15 protein-coding genes are annotated in these 16874 nt (G+C 65.7%); 7 read left to right on the top strand and 8 right to left on the bottom strand.

The window, feature by feature from the left end:
- Nucleotides 1–51: 51 nt before the first annotated feature.
- The 4 genes from ABMY26_RS33950 to ABMY26_RS33935 all read right to left on the bottom strand — a co-directional run bounded on the left by ABMY26_RS33950 (nt 52) and on the right by ABMY26_RS33935 (nt 4478).
- Nucleotides 52–663: a hypothetical protein gene (locus ABMY26_RS33950; protein ID WP_372399854.1), complete on the bottom strand. Its 612-nt coding sequence runs from the start codon at nt 661–663 to the stop codon at nt 52–54.
- Between the two features lie 277 nt (nt 664–940).
- The gene (locus tag ABMY26_RS33945; protein ID WP_372399853.1) at nt 941–2923 is read right to left on the bottom strand and encodes a replication initiation protein; all 1983 of its coding nucleotides are present in this window, start codon (nt 2921–2923) and stop codon (nt 941–943) included.
- A 299-nt stretch (nt 2924–3222) separates the two neighbouring features.
- Entirely contained in the window at nt 3223–4140 is a 918-nt protein-coding gene (locus tag ABMY26_RS33940) for an SRPBCC family protein (protein ID WP_372399852.1), read from the bottom strand.
- Nucleotides 4137–4478, bottom strand: coding sequence for an ArsR/SmtB family transcription factor (locus ABMY26_RS33935; protein WP_372399851.1), 342 nt, complete (start codon nt 4476–4478; stop codon nt 4137–4139). Before ABMY26_RS33935 ends, ABMY26_RS33940 begins: the two co-directional genes overlap by 4 nt.
- A 490-nt stretch (nt 4479–4968) precedes the next feature.
- Between ABMY26_RS33935 and ABMY26_RS33930 the strand changes: the two genes are divergently transcribed.
- Nucleotides 4969–5340: a hypothetical protein gene (locus ABMY26_RS33930; RefSeq protein WP_372399850.1), complete on the top strand. Its 372-nt coding sequence runs from the start codon at nt 4969–4971 to the stop codon at nt 5338–5340.
- A 62-nt stretch (nt 5341–5402) separates the two neighbouring features.
- On the opposite strand, the gene ABMY26_RS33925 is transcribed toward ABMY26_RS33930, so the two are convergent.
- Entirely contained in the window at nt 5403–8402 is a 3000-nt protein-coding gene (locus ABMY26_RS33925) for a DotA/TraY family protein (protein WP_372399849.1), read from the bottom strand.
- Between the two features lie 605 nt (nt 8403–9007).
- On the opposite strand from ABMY26_RS33925, the gene ABMY26_RS33920 reads away from it, so the two are divergent.
- Both ABMY26_RS33920 and ABMY26_RS33915 read left to right on the top strand, forming a co-directional pair.
- Nucleotides 9008–10699 carry a hypothetical protein gene (locus ABMY26_RS33920; RefSeq protein ID WP_372399848.1) on the top strand — a complete coding sequence of 564 codons (1692 nt, stop codon included), beginning with the start codon at nt 9008–9010 and terminating at the stop codon, nt 10697–10699.
- A complete protein-coding gene (locus tag ABMY26_RS33915; protein ID WP_372399847.1) occupies nt 10674–10991 on the top strand; it encodes a hypothetical protein in 318 nt (105 codons plus the stop codon). The genes ABMY26_RS33920 and ABMY26_RS33915 overlap by 26 nt, the downstream gene beginning before the upstream one ends.
- A 74-nt stretch (nt 10992–11065) precedes the next feature.
- Here the strand turns inward: ABMY26_RS33915 and ABMY26_RS33910 are convergent, their stop codons facing one another.
- Both ABMY26_RS33910 and ABMY26_RS33905 read right to left on the bottom strand, forming a co-directional pair.
- The gene (locus ABMY26_RS33910; RefSeq protein WP_372399846.1) at nt 11066–13378 is read right to left on the bottom strand and encodes a hypothetical protein; all 2313 of its coding nucleotides are present in this window, start codon (nt 13376–13378) and stop codon (nt 11066–11068) included.
- Nucleotides 13379–13432: 54 nt separating this feature from the next.
- Nucleotides 13433–13933, bottom strand: coding sequence for a hypothetical protein (locus ABMY26_RS33905; RefSeq protein WP_372399845.1), 501 nt, complete (start codon nt 13931–13933; stop codon nt 13433–13435).
- Between the two features lie 563 nt (nt 13934–14496).
- On the opposite strand from ABMY26_RS33905, the gene ABMY26_RS33900 reads away from it, so the two are divergent.
- Nucleotides 14497–14829: a hypothetical protein gene (locus ABMY26_RS33900; RefSeq protein WP_372399844.1), complete on the top strand. Its 333-nt coding sequence runs from the start codon at nt 14497–14499 to the stop codon at nt 14827–14829.
- Between the two features lie 156 nt (nt 14830–14985).
- Here ABMY26_RS33900 and ABMY26_RS33895 read toward each other — a convergent pair whose 3' ends face one another.
- Nucleotides 14986–15315, bottom strand: coding sequence for a helix-turn-helix domain-containing protein (locus ABMY26_RS33895; RefSeq protein ID WP_372399843.1), 330 nt, complete (start codon nt 15313–15315; stop codon nt 14986–14988).
- A gap of 131 nt (nt 15316–15446) precedes the next feature.
- On the opposite strand from ABMY26_RS33895, the gene ABMY26_RS33890 reads away from it, so the two are divergent.
- The 3 genes from ABMY26_RS33890 to ABMY26_RS33880 all read left to right on the top strand — a co-directional run bounded on the left by ABMY26_RS33890 (nt 15447) and on the right by ABMY26_RS33880 (nt 16786).
- On the top strand, nt 15447–15752 hold the full coding sequence (locus tag ABMY26_RS33890) for an SH3 domain-containing protein (protein ID WP_372399842.1): 306 nt from the start codon (nt 15447–15449) through the stop codon (nt 15750–15752).
- Nucleotides 15753–15797: 45 nt separating this feature from the next.
- Nucleotides 15798–16193, top strand: a complete 396-nt coding sequence (locus tag ABMY26_RS33885; RefSeq protein WP_372399841.1) for a hypothetical protein — start codon at nt 15798–15800, stop codon at nt 16191–16193.
- 161 nt (nt 16194–16354) lie between these two features.
- Nucleotides 16355–16786 (top strand): hypothetical protein, encoded by a 432-nt coding sequence (locus tag ABMY26_RS33880; protein WP_372399840.1) that lies wholly within the window; start codon nt 16355–16357, stop codon nt 16784–16786.
- The last annotated feature ends 88 nt before the right edge of the window (nt 16787–16874 follow it).

The raw sequence follows: 16874 nt of genomic DNA, 5'->3' as shown, positions 1-16874 counted from the left end.
GCCTGCCAGGATGGCCGGGCTCGCCGTCCCGGCCTTAGGCATTCCTGGACCTCACGCGCCGCGCTTGCTGATGGCCGCGGGCGGAACGATGTCCCTGGCCATCGGCTCATCGCCTGCCTCCTGCCCGAGGAAGCTGGCTGCCGACCAGCGGTTGCTGGCGACCCAGTACCGCAGGGCCAGGTCACCCACCGCGATCATCGATGCGTCGTTGAGCTTTCTCACCCGCTCCACGGTTCGGGCGACGTCATTCAGCCCGCTGGCGGCACCCTCCTCGAGCAAGGCGTCGACCAGGGCCTGCCTCGCGACAGTCGGCGAGAACTCCTGATCCTGGGAGGACAGGTCTGTGGCCCGCTTGGTGGCCGACGAATCCTCATAAACCTCGGTGAGGCTCACAGGGAGCAGTCCTTGAAGGTGGAACAGCACGAACTCCCACTCATTGAGCGACAGGCGCGGCAAGGCCATGTCGAGCAGGGCCGTCGCCTGGCTCAGGACATGGCGGAGAGCGCCGCTGCGGCCCTGGGGGTACATCGCGACCCGGCTCTCCAGGGCGGCTTCCATCTCCGACGTCAGGTAGAAGGTGGCCGTTTTGGACTGGCTGCGCTTCGCCGGGTCGAGCCTCGGGCGTCCACGTCGACGGGACTGCTGCTCGGTGATCTCTGCCATGGTCTTGCCCTCTCGTTGACGCCTGAACTCACCATATATCTCTGTCAGAAGAAAATCAATATTCTCTGTCAGAGAAAATTGCGACAGGGCACCTGGAGCCTGCTTCAACCGCCAAGAGGGCAATCCCGGGCGGAGGTCGGCGGCGTCATCGACTCACTGGTTCACCAAACAAGTGGGACTCAGGCCGGTTGGGAGCGCCGTTGAGCGCGGCCGATGCCGGTGAGGCTGCTGCCAGCAGGTCCAGCCGCATGACCTGTCGGCCGTCCGGGCGCTGGCGCTATGGCCGCCCGGTCGTCCTGACGACGACGGTCGGCGACACACGAGACGTCATCGTCCTTCGCCGCACGCTCCGGACAACGATCCCGGGCCGACCGCCGCCACGGCCCTCCGGAGATGCTGTGACAGGCTCGGAGGCGCTGCCGTCGCCGACGTGTCCAAGCCGGGCTCGCGTTCCTGTGCCATTTCCATCCTCGGTGAACCATGCGTCCTGATGACGGCCCTGCTGGAGCCGTCCCTTGCCGTCCACATGTTTGGCTCCGGCACCCCGACCGTCGCCCGCTGGGAGCGGGAGATCCGGTTCGCACGTTCCGATCACCAGCTGGATCGGCGCGATCGCCATCTGCTCAGCGTCGTCGGCTGCTCCCGGCCGCTCGCCTGCGGCATTTTCCTGGCCGTCCGCAGGGATGACCTTTTTATCTAAAGGAGCGATTGTCATGCCCTCGACAGCAGGCTCCGCGTTGGCCAGAGGGACCGCCCGCATGACCTCGTCCCACCGGCGTTCGGCCGTCCGCACGCACAAGCCCGCCTCCCCGGCCACGGCCGCACGCGAAGGCTCCCTGCCGACCGCCGCCAGGCGACGGTACGCTGCCACCAGTTTCTCCACCGACGCCTCGCGCCGCCGCGCGGCCGCGTATCGGCCACCGACCGCCTTTGCCTCGGCCTCTGTCAGCCCCTTGGTCTGCGCCGCGCAGACGCCCCAATTCTGCTTCATCTTCCACCGTCCTCCATCGAAATGTCCCCAGGCGTACGTGGCCACCTTCATGGCTGTCGCCCTGGCTTGCCGTTCCGAGGCACAGCATGCGTCCGCGATCTCGTAGCCATGGGTCACGACTTCCTGCTCGAACTCTCCACGGCTCCCCGCCCCTTCACCGTCGGGATGGTGGCGGCCGACGTTGTCGAAGGCGAAGGCCCGAAGCCGCCGGAACAAGCTGTTCGATCCCTCCACCTCCGCCGCATTATCCTTCCCGGCCACCTCGGCGACAGTCACGTCTCTGGCCTCCGGCAGCCCGGCGCAGACGGCGGCCAGCGACTGATAGGGTTCCTCGGCCCAAACCGTCCGGCTCCATCTTGGTGACAGCGGATTCTTCATCTTCAGGGCGTTGGACCGTCCACCCTGGTCGGCACCGGCGGCCGCCAGCGCCACGGTCAACCGCTGCAAGGCCGACCGGAAGGCCAACTGCGGCGCTGCCCTCCCGCGGCCGGTGAAGCAGACGCTGTGCTCCAGGAGCCAGATAAGGTGCGGCGCCTGGACGGCACCGGTGACCTCGTGAACATGGGCGACCGCGATGTTCGGCATCGGCACGCCGCAGGCCAGGACGGCTTGGCGCAGTTGGTCCCAGGATGCGAAGTCGCGATCGAGTTCGACCCGGATCACCCCACGCATGTCCGCGTTGGCATGCACATAAGCATCGTCCAACGCCAACACCTTCGGCCCGCCCGCCGTCACCGCGCCCTTGTCGTTGCCCGTCAGCAGGCGCCGGGCCCGGTGCAATTTGGTGACGAACAGCCGCAGGATTGGATGCTCGGTGCTGACCAGGCCGTCATACCTGAAGGCCGACCGCCAGTAGCCCCGGCCGCCCCGGCCGGGATTACCGCTGACATAGCCGCCAAACCAGCGAAAGCCGATCCGGAAGCGAGCATCGACGCGAGCAGTGGTGTCTCGGGCGCGCTCGACGAATTGCCGCCGCTCCTCGGCCGCGGCCGGGTCCTCCTGCGGGATGAGCCGGTCGCCCCGGCCTGTCCTGCCCCGGCGCCCTGCCCGCTCGGCCGCATTGAGCTCCCGGTGGATCTCGTAGCGTTCGACAAAGCGCTCGGCCCAAGATGCGTCCGCTGGAGCGGAGAGCAGCAGGGCATCTGCCGCCGCGCGCCGCGCGAAGAAAGCCGCCCGGCGTGAAGCTGTTTGCGGAGACGAGGCAAATTTGTTGACAGGGTTGGCTGCGAGTGGCCTGCGGCTGGATCGGGGATCCGGCCGCCGGGCCATCGGCTACCGCCTACCCAGGCGGCAGCCCTTGCATTTGTCGCGTTCGCGAAACATGCGGGGCTACCTGTCGGGGAGGCCGCCTGAGCACCATCGCCCAGGCCAGCCCCCACCCTTCCATGATGCGCACGGGCTTCCATCCACCGTCAAGCGCATCACCGGTTCGCACCGCCGGTTGTTCTCAGGTGATGGCTGCCGCGCCCCTTGGCGCCCCTTGGCCGCCGATCGTCCGGAGCGCGGCGCCTTTCCAGGTCCGCCCGTCTCGACAAGCCCAGGTCGAGGCGACGGGAAGCCGCAGCGCTTCAGCGAGATGCGACGAAGCGTTCCAGTTTGCCCAGAGTTTGCTGCCCCAGTTCCTCAGCACCGAAACCCTTCGCGTCCTGGAACTCGGCAGCTGTGGTGAACACCATACCCAGCGTTACCTTCGTTGCTCCACCCAGATCCTCGAACAAGGCCCAGGCGTCGGCATGCTTCGGCCCATTCTCGCCCCAGAGAAGCGTGTAGCCGAATCTCTCCTCGGGTCGGACCTCGCCATAACGATGGTGGTTCGGGAAGACCGTTCCATCCGGCGCAATCATGTCAAACACCCATTCGCCGCCCGCTCGCAGATCAATCCGCGTCGTCCGGCAGGAGAAGCCGTCCGGCCCCCACCACTGCGGCAGAGTCTCGGGATTCATCCACGCACCCCAGACCAGGGTCCGAGGTGCCTGTATCACGCGCTCGAGCACCATGGTCCGCTCGGCCACGCCCGCGAGATTGTCCAGTCCCGCACCAAAGCCTTGCCGGTATCCAGCCTCCATGTTCTCGGCCAGCGAGGAAAGCTGCACCGTCACGGCCAACCGGCTGCGCTTGTCCGTGCCGGAGAAGTCCGCCGTCACCAGCGCGGCCGACTGCGTCACGCCCTCGGACGAAACCACCTCGTAATTCACGCTGCGCAGCGCAGGCTGCAATTCCAGCCAGCCAACCTCGCATCGGATATCCGACTGCCCCGCCACCTTGCAGAGCGAGACTTCACGTCCTCCCACCCTGCTGTCGGCCTCGAGAAACTCGACGGTGACCGAAGGCGTGGGGGCGGCCCATGCCATTCGCGCGGCCGGGGCCGTCCACGCATGCCACAGCACCGATAGCGGCGCGGTCACGTCCCGCTCGAAAGTCAGCGTCGCAAAGCGATCCTTCCTGTTTTCCGGCGCCGTGCTGGTCGTTTCCCCGTTCGACATCATTCTTTGCGCTCCTTTATGGCGTTCATCACAAATGCATCCAGCCGGTCGAGGCGGGCTTCCCATATCGCCCGGTGTTCGTCCAGCCATGTCCGCACCGGATCCAGGGCCTCCGGCACGATGGCGCAGGTCCGCGTCCGCCCATCCTTGGAGGTGGAAATCAACCCGGCCTCCTCCAGAACCGAAAGGTGCCGCATCACCGTGGGCAGACGCAGCCCGCTGGGACCAGCCAAGTCTGTCACCCGCGCGGGTTCTCCGGCGAGCCGGGTCAGGATCGACCGGCGGGTCGGATCAGCGAGCGCGTGGAAGAGCAGCGAGAGATCAGGTTCATGCTTAGCCATATAGCTAACTATCGTTGGAACTCCGCTCGTGCAAGCGGAAACTTAGTCAAGCAGCTAAGTTTTCCAACCGAGCCAAACTTCTTGAGAGGTGGCTTCCGTTGCGGGGCGGATCAGGGTCCATCGTCCCGTCCACGCGCCATGACACGGATGCTGTGGTCAATGATCGGCTGACGTGCAGTACCGGTACTGGGTTGGTGATCTTGTCCGGCCCTACGGCAGCATTCGGCGAGTGCATTCGCGTCCAACGATGCGTGGGTTCACGTGATCAGTTCAGGCCCAAGAATTGGATCGGATTCCACGCACCGCCCCCAGGAATGTCCGGGTTTGGCGTGCACATGGCTGCCGCAGATCACTGCCACAGAGCCTTCATAAAGGATTTCTGTATGTTGACAAAGATATCCTGTACATTCGGCTTGATCGTCAGAGCGTCTCGATCTAGGGTTGCGCCCAAGTGCCAAGGCATAACCTCAACGATCAAGGGGAGGGAGGGATGAGCTTCAACCTGGGTGTCGCGATCGGCCAGAGCGGGACCATCGCCGATCTCGATCGCAAGGTAGCCTCCCTGCGGCGTGCTTTGGCTGAGCGCGATGCCGAGATCCAGCGACTTACCGACTTGCTGGAGGAGAACTCCGACCAGTTGGCCCTCCACCGCGCACATGCTGCCGCGCTTGAGGTGGTCATCCAGGAGTACCAGCGCCAGCATTCCGACAGCCCGCTGCTCCGAGCGAGCGGCCAGCACTACCGCGACGCGGGTGCTCGTGGCGAGGCCAAGACGGTCGGTCGGCTGTTCTACGAGCGCGCCTTCGACGCCAAAGCTGCCGGGCTCGGAATCGAGAACCCTGCAAGCCGCCGCACGGACTGATCAGCTGCCCGTCGGCGACCTACAGGTGAAAGCGGCCTTGGCAAACGCCTCAGGCCACTTTCCTATTGCACCCCTCCGCCGATCTTACTGATTCCGCTTTTCGCGTTTGCGGGGCGCGGCTGACTGTCCTGACGCCTTTGACCTCCAGAAGGCCCAGCGCTGGTTTCCTCATCCTGGCCTCCGGAAGACGACCGGCGCGCCAACGCGGCTCCGATGGCCGTCTCGGCCACTCCGGCCCCGCGCTGCTCGAGGTTGGCGATCAGGAAGCCCGCGGTCTTCCGAGAGTCCTCGGCTTCGCCCAGCTGTTCGCCACCCTGGCCGAACCATCGGCTCACGCGGTCGGGAACCTGCGTGATCAGCCCGAAGGAGCGGATCGCGGCCTGGTAATGCAGGTAGGCGACCATGACCATCAGCGTCATCAGGCCGATGATGCCGTAGCCCTGGGTCGAGGTGACAGCCACGGCAGCGGCAATGAAGGTCTGGTGGATGAACCAAGCCAGGGCATCGAACACCAGATACGAGAAGAACAGGCCGAACATCGCGAGCGGGATGCGGAGCAGCAGGTTGAACATGATCATGTAGCCCGGCCGCTGCACCTGGTCGACGAAGTCCTGGCCGTCCATGCGGATGTGGAAGAAGGCCCAGAGCGGCGCCGCGATGACGGCCTCGACGGTCAGGATGAGCATCCCGGCGACGAAGAAGAAGTGCATGACATACGGAATCAGCGGCAGGACGAACGCATGCACCGCGCCGACGATGAGCAGGACGATGAGCGCGCTGGTCAGAAACCCTGAGATGCCCGAGATCACCTTGCTCGCGGCGCCCGCCAGGGCTGCCCCCAGCAGGCCACCCGTAGCGTTACCGGCCCCCGGCACGGCCGAGCCGCCGAGGAAACCGGCGGCCGCCCCCAGAACAGTGGCGATACCGATGCCCGCGTTCGCGGCCGCCAGGATGCCAAGGCCGATCCAGAAGGCCGTTAGCAGGGCGTGCCCGAAGGCGATGATGTGGCTGAGCGCGTTGCCTTTGGAGAGGTCCGGGCTCAGCATCTCGATCGCCGATTTGATTGCGTCGCCGCCGAGCGCGTAGTTGAGGACCTCGTCCACCGTCGAGCCCGACGGGGTGATCTTTCCGGCCGCTGCGGCCGCGCGCGAGACGCCCGGCCCTTCAAGGCCAAGGCTCCACCATTGGGCCAGCATCGGGAACACGCCCGTCGTGCCGTCCACCAGAAGACGCCGGACTTCCGTCGGCACGGCGGTCCAGTCGGCGTCGCTGCCGATCTTCACGTTGGGGCGCTCGCCTGCCGTCCGGGCGATCATCTCGTGCACGCGGGAGATCGTCACGTAATAGGTCCCCGCCGATGCCCATCCGCCCGCCTTGAGGTCTGCCCTGATCTGTTCGAGGCCGATGCCGTTGACGGCCGCCAGATAGGTCTCCGCGGCGGCCGCCATCTTGCGGTCGTAGGCGTCTCGTACCGCCAGCAGTTCCGAGAATCGCGGCATCGGCAAAACCGTTTTGACACCGGGAGGAATCCCGCTCGCCATTCTGGCGGCAAGCTCACGCAGGGCAACCCGCGCAACCTGGATGGCCTCCAGCCGAACCTCGTCGAAGGCAGCCTTCGCCGTCAGAGCGGCGTCGCCGGTGACTGCCTCGCGTTCAACCGCTGTAAGCGTGATCGAACCGCAACGGCCGTAGCTGAGACGGTGGTCACGCTCGCGCAGGACCGGCCGGGCGCCGAAGAGCCCGGCCGCACCGTTCACGGTCGACTTGAAGAGGCTGTCCTCGTCCGGCACCCAGCGCTCCGGCCAAGGGCCCACAAGTTCAGAGACACTTGGCGGCTTGGTCGTCGCGGCGGACACCACGAGCTTGGAATGGAGTTCGGCGGACAAGGTGATCGTGGCGTGGCAAGCCTCCAGCGCGATGAGATCGCGAAACAGCGGCAGGGTTTCGGGCAACCGGGGCGCCGCGATATCGTTGGTCGTGACGGCGTCGACGTAGCCGCCCCAGATGACATTGCCAAGCTGGCCCCCGGCGACCGAGATGAACAGCGCGAGCAGCTGCGCCGTGCAGTAGCCCTTGAACACCGGCGCCAGCATGCCGATGCCGATGGAGACCCGGATGGGCGCCCAGATCTGGTGCCAGCGCTGGCCGAGCACCTTGCCCTCGTGGGCGGTGTTCACCATGCCGAGCAGGACGTGCCAGGACATGAGCCCGGCGGCGATGGCCATCAGTACAGCCAGGAAGGCGCCGAACGCACCCTGGATCCCGGCGGCCGCCGTCAGGGAACCGCCAGTGGCCGGGCCGTTTCCGATAGGCCCGATGCCGGGGAAGACGTACTCGAGCAACCTGACCCACAAATCCGTCGTGGGTAGGGCAGGAAGCCCGCTGAAGCCGCTGGTACCTGCGGCGGTCGCATCTTGCGCGCCGGGGATCCCGAAGGCCAGCAGGCCGGTGGCCACGGCGCCCAGGAAGGCCGCGAGCCCGGTGCCCGCGCCCGGCGGGAACCAGTCGCCGGAGCGCAACCATTCGCGAACGGAACCCAGCCGTCGGGTTCGCATCTGCCAGCTGTAGAAGGAGACGCGGGCTGTCACTGCGAAGGCCATCAACGGCACCATGAACCGGCAGGCGATGTCGACGGCGCGGGGCAGCGAGGGGATGGCATGCGGCAGGCTGGCGATGAACGCTGCCAGCACGAGGACGGCCATGACGAAGTAGAGAGTAAAGCGCCTCGCCAGCCCCTTGATGTCAGCATCCAGGTCGGCCGCGCTGCGCCCATAGACGCGCGCCGCGATCTGGAACCGGTGGTCTGGATCGCTGTCGTACGTCGGCAGCGGCATGACCCTGTCCCGCCGCAGGATCGCCAGCTGCGCCAGATTAGCGGTCCTCCGCCAGGAACTCCCGAACCCGTGAACGATGCCGCCGAGCAATTGCCCAGGCACGTCGGCGCCGATCAGCCAGCCCAACTTGGAGCGACGCCAACCCTGGACGCCGACGAGATCCTCAGCCATTCCCCTGGTTTCGGATTCGGCGCGTTCGCGAAGCGACTTGGTCAGGTTCGCCGTCATGGCGCCCTCCTGATTGTCTGGTTGGTTGATGCTGGTGAGCCGCGGGGATGGTCGGCCTGCCCGCCTTCAAGGCAGACCGCATCCATGGCCCCTCGAACGGAGAGCGCGCAGGCAATGCGGCTGGAGCCGGAAAACCGGGCATGGGCACCTGCCTCGGGCGCGCGGCGGCCGCGTGCCGGAAGGCGACTTCCCAGGATGGTGAATTCGTTGACGGCGGTGGCTGCGTTCGACCGGCGGCTGGATTTGCTATCCGACCGCCGGGCCACCTGCTACCGCCTCTCTCGGCGGCAGCCCTTGCAAATGTCGCGTTCGCGAATCATGCTGGGACTACCTTTGGTTCGGAAAACGGCGCGGTTGCAGGGCAGCAACCCTCACGCGCCGTTTTCCTTTTCCATGATGCGCAGGCGATCTGGTTCGCCGTCAAGACAGACGGTGCCTGGGTTCCTCCGGTCATGACGATGACGCCAGCCGTCGATGAGCATCGTCCGGATTGGCCTAACCCGACATCGTTGACGCCGAGGCCCCTGCGCTGCGCACAATGAAAAATCCCCGGATCAACGCCGCGCCAACGGCTCCCCGGGGATCTTCATCGGTAGGACGACAGCATGACCCGGGACAAACCCGAGCGCAAGCCACGCAAACACGAGATGTCGGCACGCGGCCGTGCCATGATCGAAGAGCGAGCCGTCAAGGCCCGCCCTCGACAACTCGCTGAGTTGCAGGTGATTGCATGCAGCCGCGGGCGCATCACGGACCAGGAGCTCACAGCGGTCGCCGTCCTGCTGGCCCACCTTCACGATCACGATGCGTTCCCCGGGATGCTGGCCGAGTGGCTGGTTGGTGCCGGGGAGCTGCCTGCCAGGGCTGCCGCTTGGCTGGCGTCGACTGCGGGTCGGAACTGCATGGCCGAGGCGGAAGCCGAACATGAAGGCCGTCTTGTGGGGAGGCGCCGGTCGGTTGGCGTGAAGGCCCTGCTCCTGGCATGGTCCATCACCGACGAGGAGGCGGAGCGACTGGGTTTGGTGGAGCTCGTCGGCAACGCGCGCCGAATGCAACTGCGTCGGCGCGCCGAGGGAATTCGAACGACCGACGAAGTCCAGGCCGAACGGAAGGCCGCAGCCTCCGCGCCCAAGCCGTGGGAGGCTGCCGGGATTTCCAAGTCGGCCTACTACAAGAGGCTCAAGCGGGTTGCGGCCACGGCTGTAAGGGCCGCAACGGGCGAGCCGAACGAGGAACCGGAGCCATGGGTAGCCGCTGGCCTCAGCCGCGCGACCTATTTCCGCCGGATGCGGGCGGACCGTGAGACTGAAAGGGAGACTCGGCGCGACCATATAGCGGTTGAAGAGAATAGGACCGAGGGAGAGATCCCTCAGGAACCAGCCCAACCCGGGCTGCCTGCGCTGGCTCAGCCTACTTATTTTTCTTTAGGTAATATGGTCGCGCCGAGTCTCCCTCGGAGTCTCACGCAGGAGGTCCCTCCGGCCTCTGCGTTCCCAACGGCCGAAGCGCGCCGGTTCCGGGCGCTGGCGTTGCGGCTCAACCTGCCTTGGATGGGTGGGGACGATCACACCATATGGTTCGGAAACCGTCCGCGCGCCCTTTCCGCGGCGGAGCAGGAGGAAGTCGATGCGGCCGTGCGGGCCACGCTTGCGTCTCTGACGAGACGCGATGCGATCGAAATAGCCAGAGCCAGGGAAGCCGATGCCGCGGATACCCGAACTCCGGCCCAGCGCGAGGCCGACTTCCACGCGAGGCTCGCCGACAGGGAAAGGCAGCGCCGTGCCGTGAACGAGCAAGGGGAGCGCCCTGCCCGGGTTTCCAAGCACGTGTGGGACGAGGTTCCCATGGAACTCAGAACCCGCGTGACGGGGTGGGCCGGGCGGTTCTTCCTGACCGGCATCAAGCCGGACGACGCCGTGCCGCTTGCCGTCGACGCCGCCCGGCGCGAGGCGCTGATCGTTGACCAAGTGCTTGCGGCCGATCCTTCGGCAAATGTCAAAACCATTCAGCAGCTGATCGTGACCGGCCTACGAAACGGATGGTGGCAGCTTGCGACAGCGGAGGCGGTCAGCCTCGTCCTGGCCAAATTTGCCGAAGACCGGGCTGCCCTCGACGCCGCCGCGATGGCCGCGTCCGAGGTCATCGAACGCGAGCACCCTTCCCTTCCAGACGGTGAACGGCAGGCGGTGGTCGAGCAGGCAGCGCGCCTGCTGATCGGCTTTCCCGGCACATCTCCTGCCCACGCCGTCAACCAGGCCCGGGATGCAATACGTGGGGCGATTGAAGAGGACGATTGAATACCTCACCCTCGGACCTCTAACTCGATGGCGCCTGCTCCTTCAGAACGTCGATGAACGCCCTCAAGGCGGCTCCGACATGCCTGTGGCCGGGATAGTAGAGCGCGAGCCCAGGGATTGGTGGGCACCAGTCTTCAAGGACCGTCACCAGGCGACAGTCGTCGAGAAGCCCCCGTTCCGTCTCGTGCTCGGCAGCACGGCCTACACATCCATCAGCAAGGCGCTGGCCGAGCAACTGCGCGAGCTCGAAACGCAGCACGCGGTCGCATTTTCGGCGGATACCGACACTTGAGGGCGGGAGAAGGTCGTCCGACGTTGGTCGCAGTACTATTCGGTGGCCGAACTGGCGGCCTGCCGCGTCCCGGCTTATCGGGGCAACAGCCGACCGCCTTCCACGCATGCCAACTGCACCGCGGCCTGCTCGACGGCGCCACCGACCTCGACTTCCAGGTGGACACGCGAGCAGCCCTGCCCGCCCTCGGCGTGGGCAAGCACGCGGCCACCGCGCTTGCCGTCAGCGCTGCGCCAAGCCTGCTCCCGACCCGCTTCGGTGGCCGCACGGTCGGCCGCGGTCTGGAGGCGCTGGAGGTCGTCCGCGGTCAGGTTGCCTCGGGCAAGGTTCGAGAGCGGACCTGCGAGGGTACTGTCGGCAGGCAGCTTCAGCCGGTACTCGCCGTTGAGCGCGCCCTCGATGATGGTAGCGGCGCTCGCCTCCTTGTAGCGGGCCATCGCGGACGAGCTTGCGGGTGGCGCGGTCCGGAGCATCGCGTCAAGGGCCGCGCGGTCGGCCGCCGCCCACCTCCGGCCATCGATCCGCCCTTTGAAAAAGCCCAACTGCGCCAGGGCCGACCTGGCGCGGTAGGCGTCGGCCTCGGCCGTGTTGGCCGGGAGATCCGCCGGACCTGGAAGCCTGGGTTCGAGCCGCGGCTTGTCGGACGGTGGGAGACCCGAGCCCGAAAGGCCGAACAGCGCCTCAGGCGCGATCCGGATCAACTCGCCGACAATGGGAATCTCGGTCAGCGTCGGCAAGCTGGTGCCCCTGGCCGCCCTGGCCAGATCCTCGGCCGCGCGGGTGATGGCCGGGAGATTGGCCACGGCGAGATGGAGCCCGACGGCAGCGAGCGTGACGATCCAAGGCAGGCGCCCCTGACTCGGCGCCCGTCGCGCATCGGCGCCGACCACCCCGCGCACCGCCCGGCGCCCGGTCGTGGCCGCCAGCCGCCAGGCGGCGATGAGCGGCAACGCCGCGATCAGCGCTCCGGCAGCGGGACCTGCCTCGGGCGGCAGCACTCCGATCTCAAGTAGCGCCGTTGCCTCCCGGACCGCGGCGTCTCCGATGCCGAAATGCGGGACTGCCGCGGCCCAGGCGGCCGCCAGTGGGCCGCCGACGATCCATACCCGGCGTACCGGAGAGCGGCCGATAAGGTCGTAGGCTGCCCGGAGCCCATCGTAAGCGCCCGCCACCGCCCAGTCGGACACAGCGCCCTGATGGATGCGCACGACCCCGCCGACATCGACCGGCCGCCCGCTTGTGCTGACCGCTTCGAGCAAGGAACGGGTCAGCCTGGCCATCTTGGCGGCAGCAATGGCCCGCGCAGGCGCTTGATCGGCCCGCCCGACGTTCAGCAGAACCTCGGACAGCAGGTCGTCGAGGAAAGTCGGCATCTCGACGACGCGGCCGGTCTTACCGACGGCGTCGACTTCGATGTCCACATGCCCTGCCCGCATCTCCGCGCGGACGTGGGGAATCGTGCTGTCGTACTCGGCCACCACCGTCCCCAATCCGGGCTCGATCTTCACCAGCCCCGTGTCCGCGTGGAGGCCGGGCAGTTCGGTTATGGCGATCTTCTCGACGGCGCTGCGGAATTCCTGCGGAGCATCCTGGGGAAGCAGACAGCGGCGCACAGGCTTGCCGATGAGCGAGGTGGAGAACAGGCGGGTGAACCAGCCGGTTGCACCGCAGGGGGAGCAGGGAAGCCGGTCGGTACCGCCGCAGCGCATGCAGGTAACCTGACGGCTCCCGCCGCAGCCCAAGGTGCAGACGCCCCAGCGCCCTGATCCGGCGCAGGTACCACAAGTCACCATCCTGCTGTCACGGACATGCTGGTGGCCGTTCCACCAGGTGTAAGGCTCCTGGACCTGGCCGCTCCCGAAGCAGCGGAAGCATCGGGACCTCCCATCCCCGCACGAGCAAGGAACCTCGCCCCCATAGCAACTGCCGCACTTCGTCTGACCGTCGCCACCGCATTTGCCGCAGCGGTCGTGATAGTGGTAGCGGAGCGGCAGTGCCTGGACATTGAAGCCATCCGCGAGAGTCCTGAGCTTGCCGATCGGATCCTTCCGGATGACCTCGGCCAGTGCACCGGAGGCATCGGGGGACACCGCTCTCGCCCCGCACTCCTTCTCCATCCGGGCCACCATGGCGGCATGGTCCCGGCAGTGGTTGGACCCTTCCGGGTTGCGCGCGCCCGTGCTGTCCTGGCGCTCGCTGGTCCAGCGGATGCCCACCTCGAGCCGCAGCCCGATCACGCGGTCAACCCGCGTCGCCGACACCACCTCCAGATCCCGTGCCTCGGCACCGTTGCCGTCGATCAGCCCACGGATGTTGGCGATCACCCTCGTCGTCAGGGCGTCGGTAGCGATCGCCTGCTTCGGGTCCAGGACGGTGGCAATAGACATTCGTGACCCTGGCTTTTTGGGGTGGGACCATGGGGAACGGGAGCGTTGAGACGCCTACTCAGGCCGCTTCTTGCCGATGTCGGTGACGTCGGTCACCGTGATGGTGTTGTTGTTGACGTCCACTTCGGAGATCTCGAGGTAGGCGGCCGCGTAGGTCCAGGTGGTGCCGTTCTTGGAGCAGAACACCCCGTCGACGCTCGTCCTGGTCCTCAGGGGATTCTTGAGCACCATCGAGGCCACGATGCAACCCGGCATGCTCCTGATCGGCTTGTCGTCGATGCCGACCGAAATCGTCGCGCCCTTGATGCCGTCCACGACCATCTCCTGCCCGTCGGTGCTCCGGCGAAGAGACAGGTACATCGCATACCGCGCCAACGTCTTGTTGATGACCTCGTCGCTCCACTTGTGGAGGCGCATCATCTTCGTCAGGTCCGCCTGCGCTCCCTTGTCCCACTCCGCGGCGAACCTCCGCTCCCCGGCGGCGGCGGGCTGCATGAAGGCAAGAAATCCCAGCATCGCGCACGCCAGGGCGTAGCGCGTCGTCGCGCTTCCCATTCCGAACTCCCAGGAGTTGTTAAGGTTAGATCCAGGTGGGCTTCAGCCCACTGACCCTGCCGTCACGGCTAGGGCTCGCTCCCGCACCGAGAGAGATCAGCAGGCAAGCACCACAATGAGGCGAGCTCCCTGGGAGCCAAGAACTACAAGGATTTCTGTTTTTGTATCAAGGATTTCTTGTTATTGCGGGACCGATTGGCCGCCTGCGCCCAGATGGCATCTCAGCGGAAGCCGAAACTTTTCACTTTTATATCAACATGATAACGGATAAAGAGCGGTAAATCACTCCCGCTGATGAAGGAGCGATGACCGTCAGACCCGCCCACGGCCTTCATGCACCGCAGGCTGCCCCCGGCCCCCCCGCAACGATGGCGGGCGGGCCTGGCTAAACCAGCAAGACACAGGCCGTCAGCCACAACCTCTTCTCCGACACGGCTCAGGCTTGCGCGCTGTCCGAAGTTGATCGGATGATGGACGTGGCCCTCGAAGAACTCGGCAACGAAGCAGCCGGTACGTCGGAAGGCCGACTCGAACGACACCATCAGCTTGCGGAGCGCTGAACCATGACGACGTCCCCTCTCCTCCGCTGCATTGCCTGGACCGGCGGCACGTCGGCGGCCATGCTCACCGCAGCCTGGGGCACCATGCTCGTCCTCGGCTCGATGATCGCGCCGATCTTCATGCCGACCGGCCTGCCGCCCTCGCACAACGACGTCCTGTTGCTCTGCGTGATCGGGTTGGCCGGATTCCTGCTGACCCTCATCTGCGTGGGTAGGATCGCCGTCGGCGCTACGGGTTATTGGCGGTCTTGGGCCTGCCCGAAACATCCGCGGCTCGCTTGGCCAGCCGTTACTTTGGCGGCCGCGCTTGCCGTGACGGCAGCTGCTCTTCTGTAGCGGGTCGAACGGTGTTCCTGCGCTGGAGAGCGCCAGTGCCTTCAAACGGCTCCGTCGCCCTACAGGATTCCTTGTTCCCATAGCCGACACGGTCATCGAAGCCGACGGAATGTTGACAAGAACTCGTCGCAGCGCCTCGCAGAAGGGACACCCGCGTTAGCTGGGGCCGGGGTCAACCCGACGGTGCTGAACTGCCAACTCGATCTGACCGACTGCAATCTTCAGATCAGCAAGGTCCAAGGCGCGTGAGGCGGAAATCAGTCGTGTTTCCAGCGAGGCGCGCACCGGATCCAATCCTTGTTCTGCTTGGCTGCCGAGGAGAAGACTGTCGAGCGTTGCCCCCAGGGTCCTGGCAATGGTGACAAGCGTCTCCAGGTCGGGTTCGTGAGCGTCACGGACATAGTTGCCATAGCGCTGCTCGCTGAGCCCGCTTCGGCGTGCCACCTCGGCGTCGCTCAGCCCCAGCGCCTGGGCACGCGCCCGCAATCTTTGACCGAATCCTTGCATGGGACCGGTTTGCCGCGCCCCAGGCCCCTTGGTCCATACAGGTGTCCTTACGTTTCATAAAGGATTCCTGTGGTAGCAAGCTCGGGCTTGAGATCAGCCAGGAGTTAGGCGTGCGTAGGATCGTTCTTTGCGCGGCGTTGAGCGTGGTGTCCGCGCCCGTCTTCGCCTTCGACTGCCCCATCGGCAGGGGCGCCGAGATCTACGACGGGGCCCAGGGCGCGAAGCTGTATGCCGAGCCCCGGGACGGCGCGCCGGTCGTCACCAAGATCGATCCGGTCGCCGCCGTTGCCGTGCTGGAAACCAAGAAGGACTGCCGCCTGCCCAAGGGCTGGCTCCGCGCGGACCACAAGGACAAGAGCGGCTACGTCAGGGAAGCCGACCTGAGGCCGCGTGTGCGCTTCGGGATGCCCGAGTAATTTTCCATTCTCTGTTTACTAGCGATAGCTTCGAAGAGACGCACGATGCTGAAGATTAAGAAGATTTACGGTATTGTTGACAGCGTCGGAAATAGTATTATCAAAGGTAACATGACAAAATTCTATCATATATCTTTTCGAAAAGAAGACGGATCCATTGAGACTATAAATAATATCGAGGCATGCGGGCCTCCTCTTTCTTTTATCCAGCCGGGCGTCTGGGGAACATGGTACCTCTGGCGTGGAACAGTGATTGGCATGCGCTCAGAGGACGGAACCCTGCGAGACGCCGTCGGGGACGCCGTAGCCACCTACTGGCTCTGGTTCACTCTCGCATTTCTGGTTACGTCCCTGACGTTGGTGATCCCGGCCATCATGCTTGTCTGCGCACTCATAGATCGGCCGACGCCGAGCAGGGTGCGGGCGCTAATGACGGTTTAGAAGCGGCATTCTGGCTTCCCCTCACCGCTCAGGAGCCACGTTGAGGGCTGCGCATTTTCAACTTTCCATGCTGGTACTCCGCAATCGGGTAGAGGTCATTCGTGAAAAGAATTTCCGGAACTCTCGAGGGTTACGGCCCATCGGTCTCCCATCGCGGTGGGATGAAGTACAACTACATCACGCTCAGGCAGGACAACGGCAAGATAGTCAACGTCCCAGCCATCACAGCCTACCGGAACGTCGAGGCGGCGTTGTGCCGCCTCCTCCAGCGCCCGGAGGAAGGGCGCCGGGTGACGCTCCACCTCAAGGGATACCTCCTCATCTACGCGCTCGAAGAGCAGGGCGGTCCCATCCACTCGGACATCGATCTGATCCGCAGCAGTTGGCACGTCTCGCTCGGCCTCACCTTCGGCTTGCTGATTGTCGCCGCCGCGCTGATCGCGTTCTCCGTCGCCACTGGCGACAACGGATCCGCACAGGCTGGGTTCATCCTCTTCCTCGTCGGCCTCTTCCCGTTCTTCAAGTTCGGCGGCAGCGTGGCCCACTTCTGGCCGGGGCCCGGCACGGCGGCCCTCCACCGCAGGTCTCTGTAGCCCCGGCCTGCGGCAATCATCTGGTGGAAGGCGACCGTTCCACCTCGGCGCGGTCGCCCCTCCTGGCCTCTCGGCTGCCCTGTTCTGC

The organism is Azospirillum sp. HJ39, assembly GCF_041507355.1.
In the GTDB taxonomy this organism is placed as follows: domain Bacteria; phylum Pseudomonadota; class Alphaproteobacteria; order Azospirillales; family Azospirillaceae; genus Azospirillum; species Azospirillum thiophilum.
Note: the sequence above shows the minus strand (reverse complement) of the source record. Positions and strands in the feature narration are given on the sequence as shown.

Bases quoted from the DNA above. Each gene is read 5' to 3' on its own strand.
- ABMY26_RS33950 (WP_372399854.1), bottom strand. From the start codon at position 663: ATGGCAGAGATCACCGAGCAGCAGTCCCGTCGACGTGGACGCCCGAGG.
- ABMY26_RS33905 (WP_372399845.1), bottom strand. From the start codon at position 13,933: ATGGGAAGCGCGACGACGCGCTACGCCCTGGCGTGCGCGATGCTGGGA.
- ABMY26_RS33935 (WP_372399851.1), bottom strand. From the start codon at position 4,478: ATGGCTAAGCATGAACCTGATCTCTCGCTGCTCTTCCACGCGCTCGCT.
- ABMY26_RS33945 (WP_372399853.1), bottom strand. From the start codon at position 2,923: ATGGCCCGGCGGCCGGATCCCCGATCCAGCCGCAGGCCACTCGCAGCC.
- ABMY26_RS33925 (WP_372399849.1), bottom strand. From the start codon at position 8,402: ATGACGGCGAACCTGACCAAGTCGCTTCGCGAACGCGCCGAATCCGAA.
- ABMY26_RS33910 (WP_372399846.1), bottom strand. From the start codon at position 13,378: ATGTCTATTGCCACCGTCCTGGACCCGAAGCAGGCGATCGCTACCGAC.
- ABMY26_RS33880 (WP_372399840.1), top strand. From the start codon at position 16,355: ATGAAGTACAACTACATCACGCTCAGGCAGGACAACGGCAAGATAGTC.
- ABMY26_RS33885 (WP_372399841.1), top strand. From the start codon at position 15,798: ATGCTGAAGATTAAGAAGATTTACGGTATTGTTGACAGCGTCGGAAAT.
- ABMY26_RS33900 (WP_372399844.1), top strand. From the start codon at position 14,497: ATGACGACGTCCCCTCTCCTCCGCTGCATTGCCTGGACCGGCGGCACG.
- ABMY26_RS33940 (WP_372399852.1), bottom strand. From the start codon at position 4,140: ATGATGTCGAACGGGGAAACGACCAGCACGGCGCCGGAAAACAGGAAG.
- ABMY26_RS33920 (WP_372399848.1), top strand. From the start codon at position 9,008: ATGACCCGGGACAAACCCGAGCGCAAGCCACGCAAACACGAGATGTCG.
- ABMY26_RS33930 (WP_372399850.1), top strand. From the start codon at position 4,969: ATGAGCTTCAACCTGGGTGTCGCGATCGGCCAGAGCGGGACCATCGCC.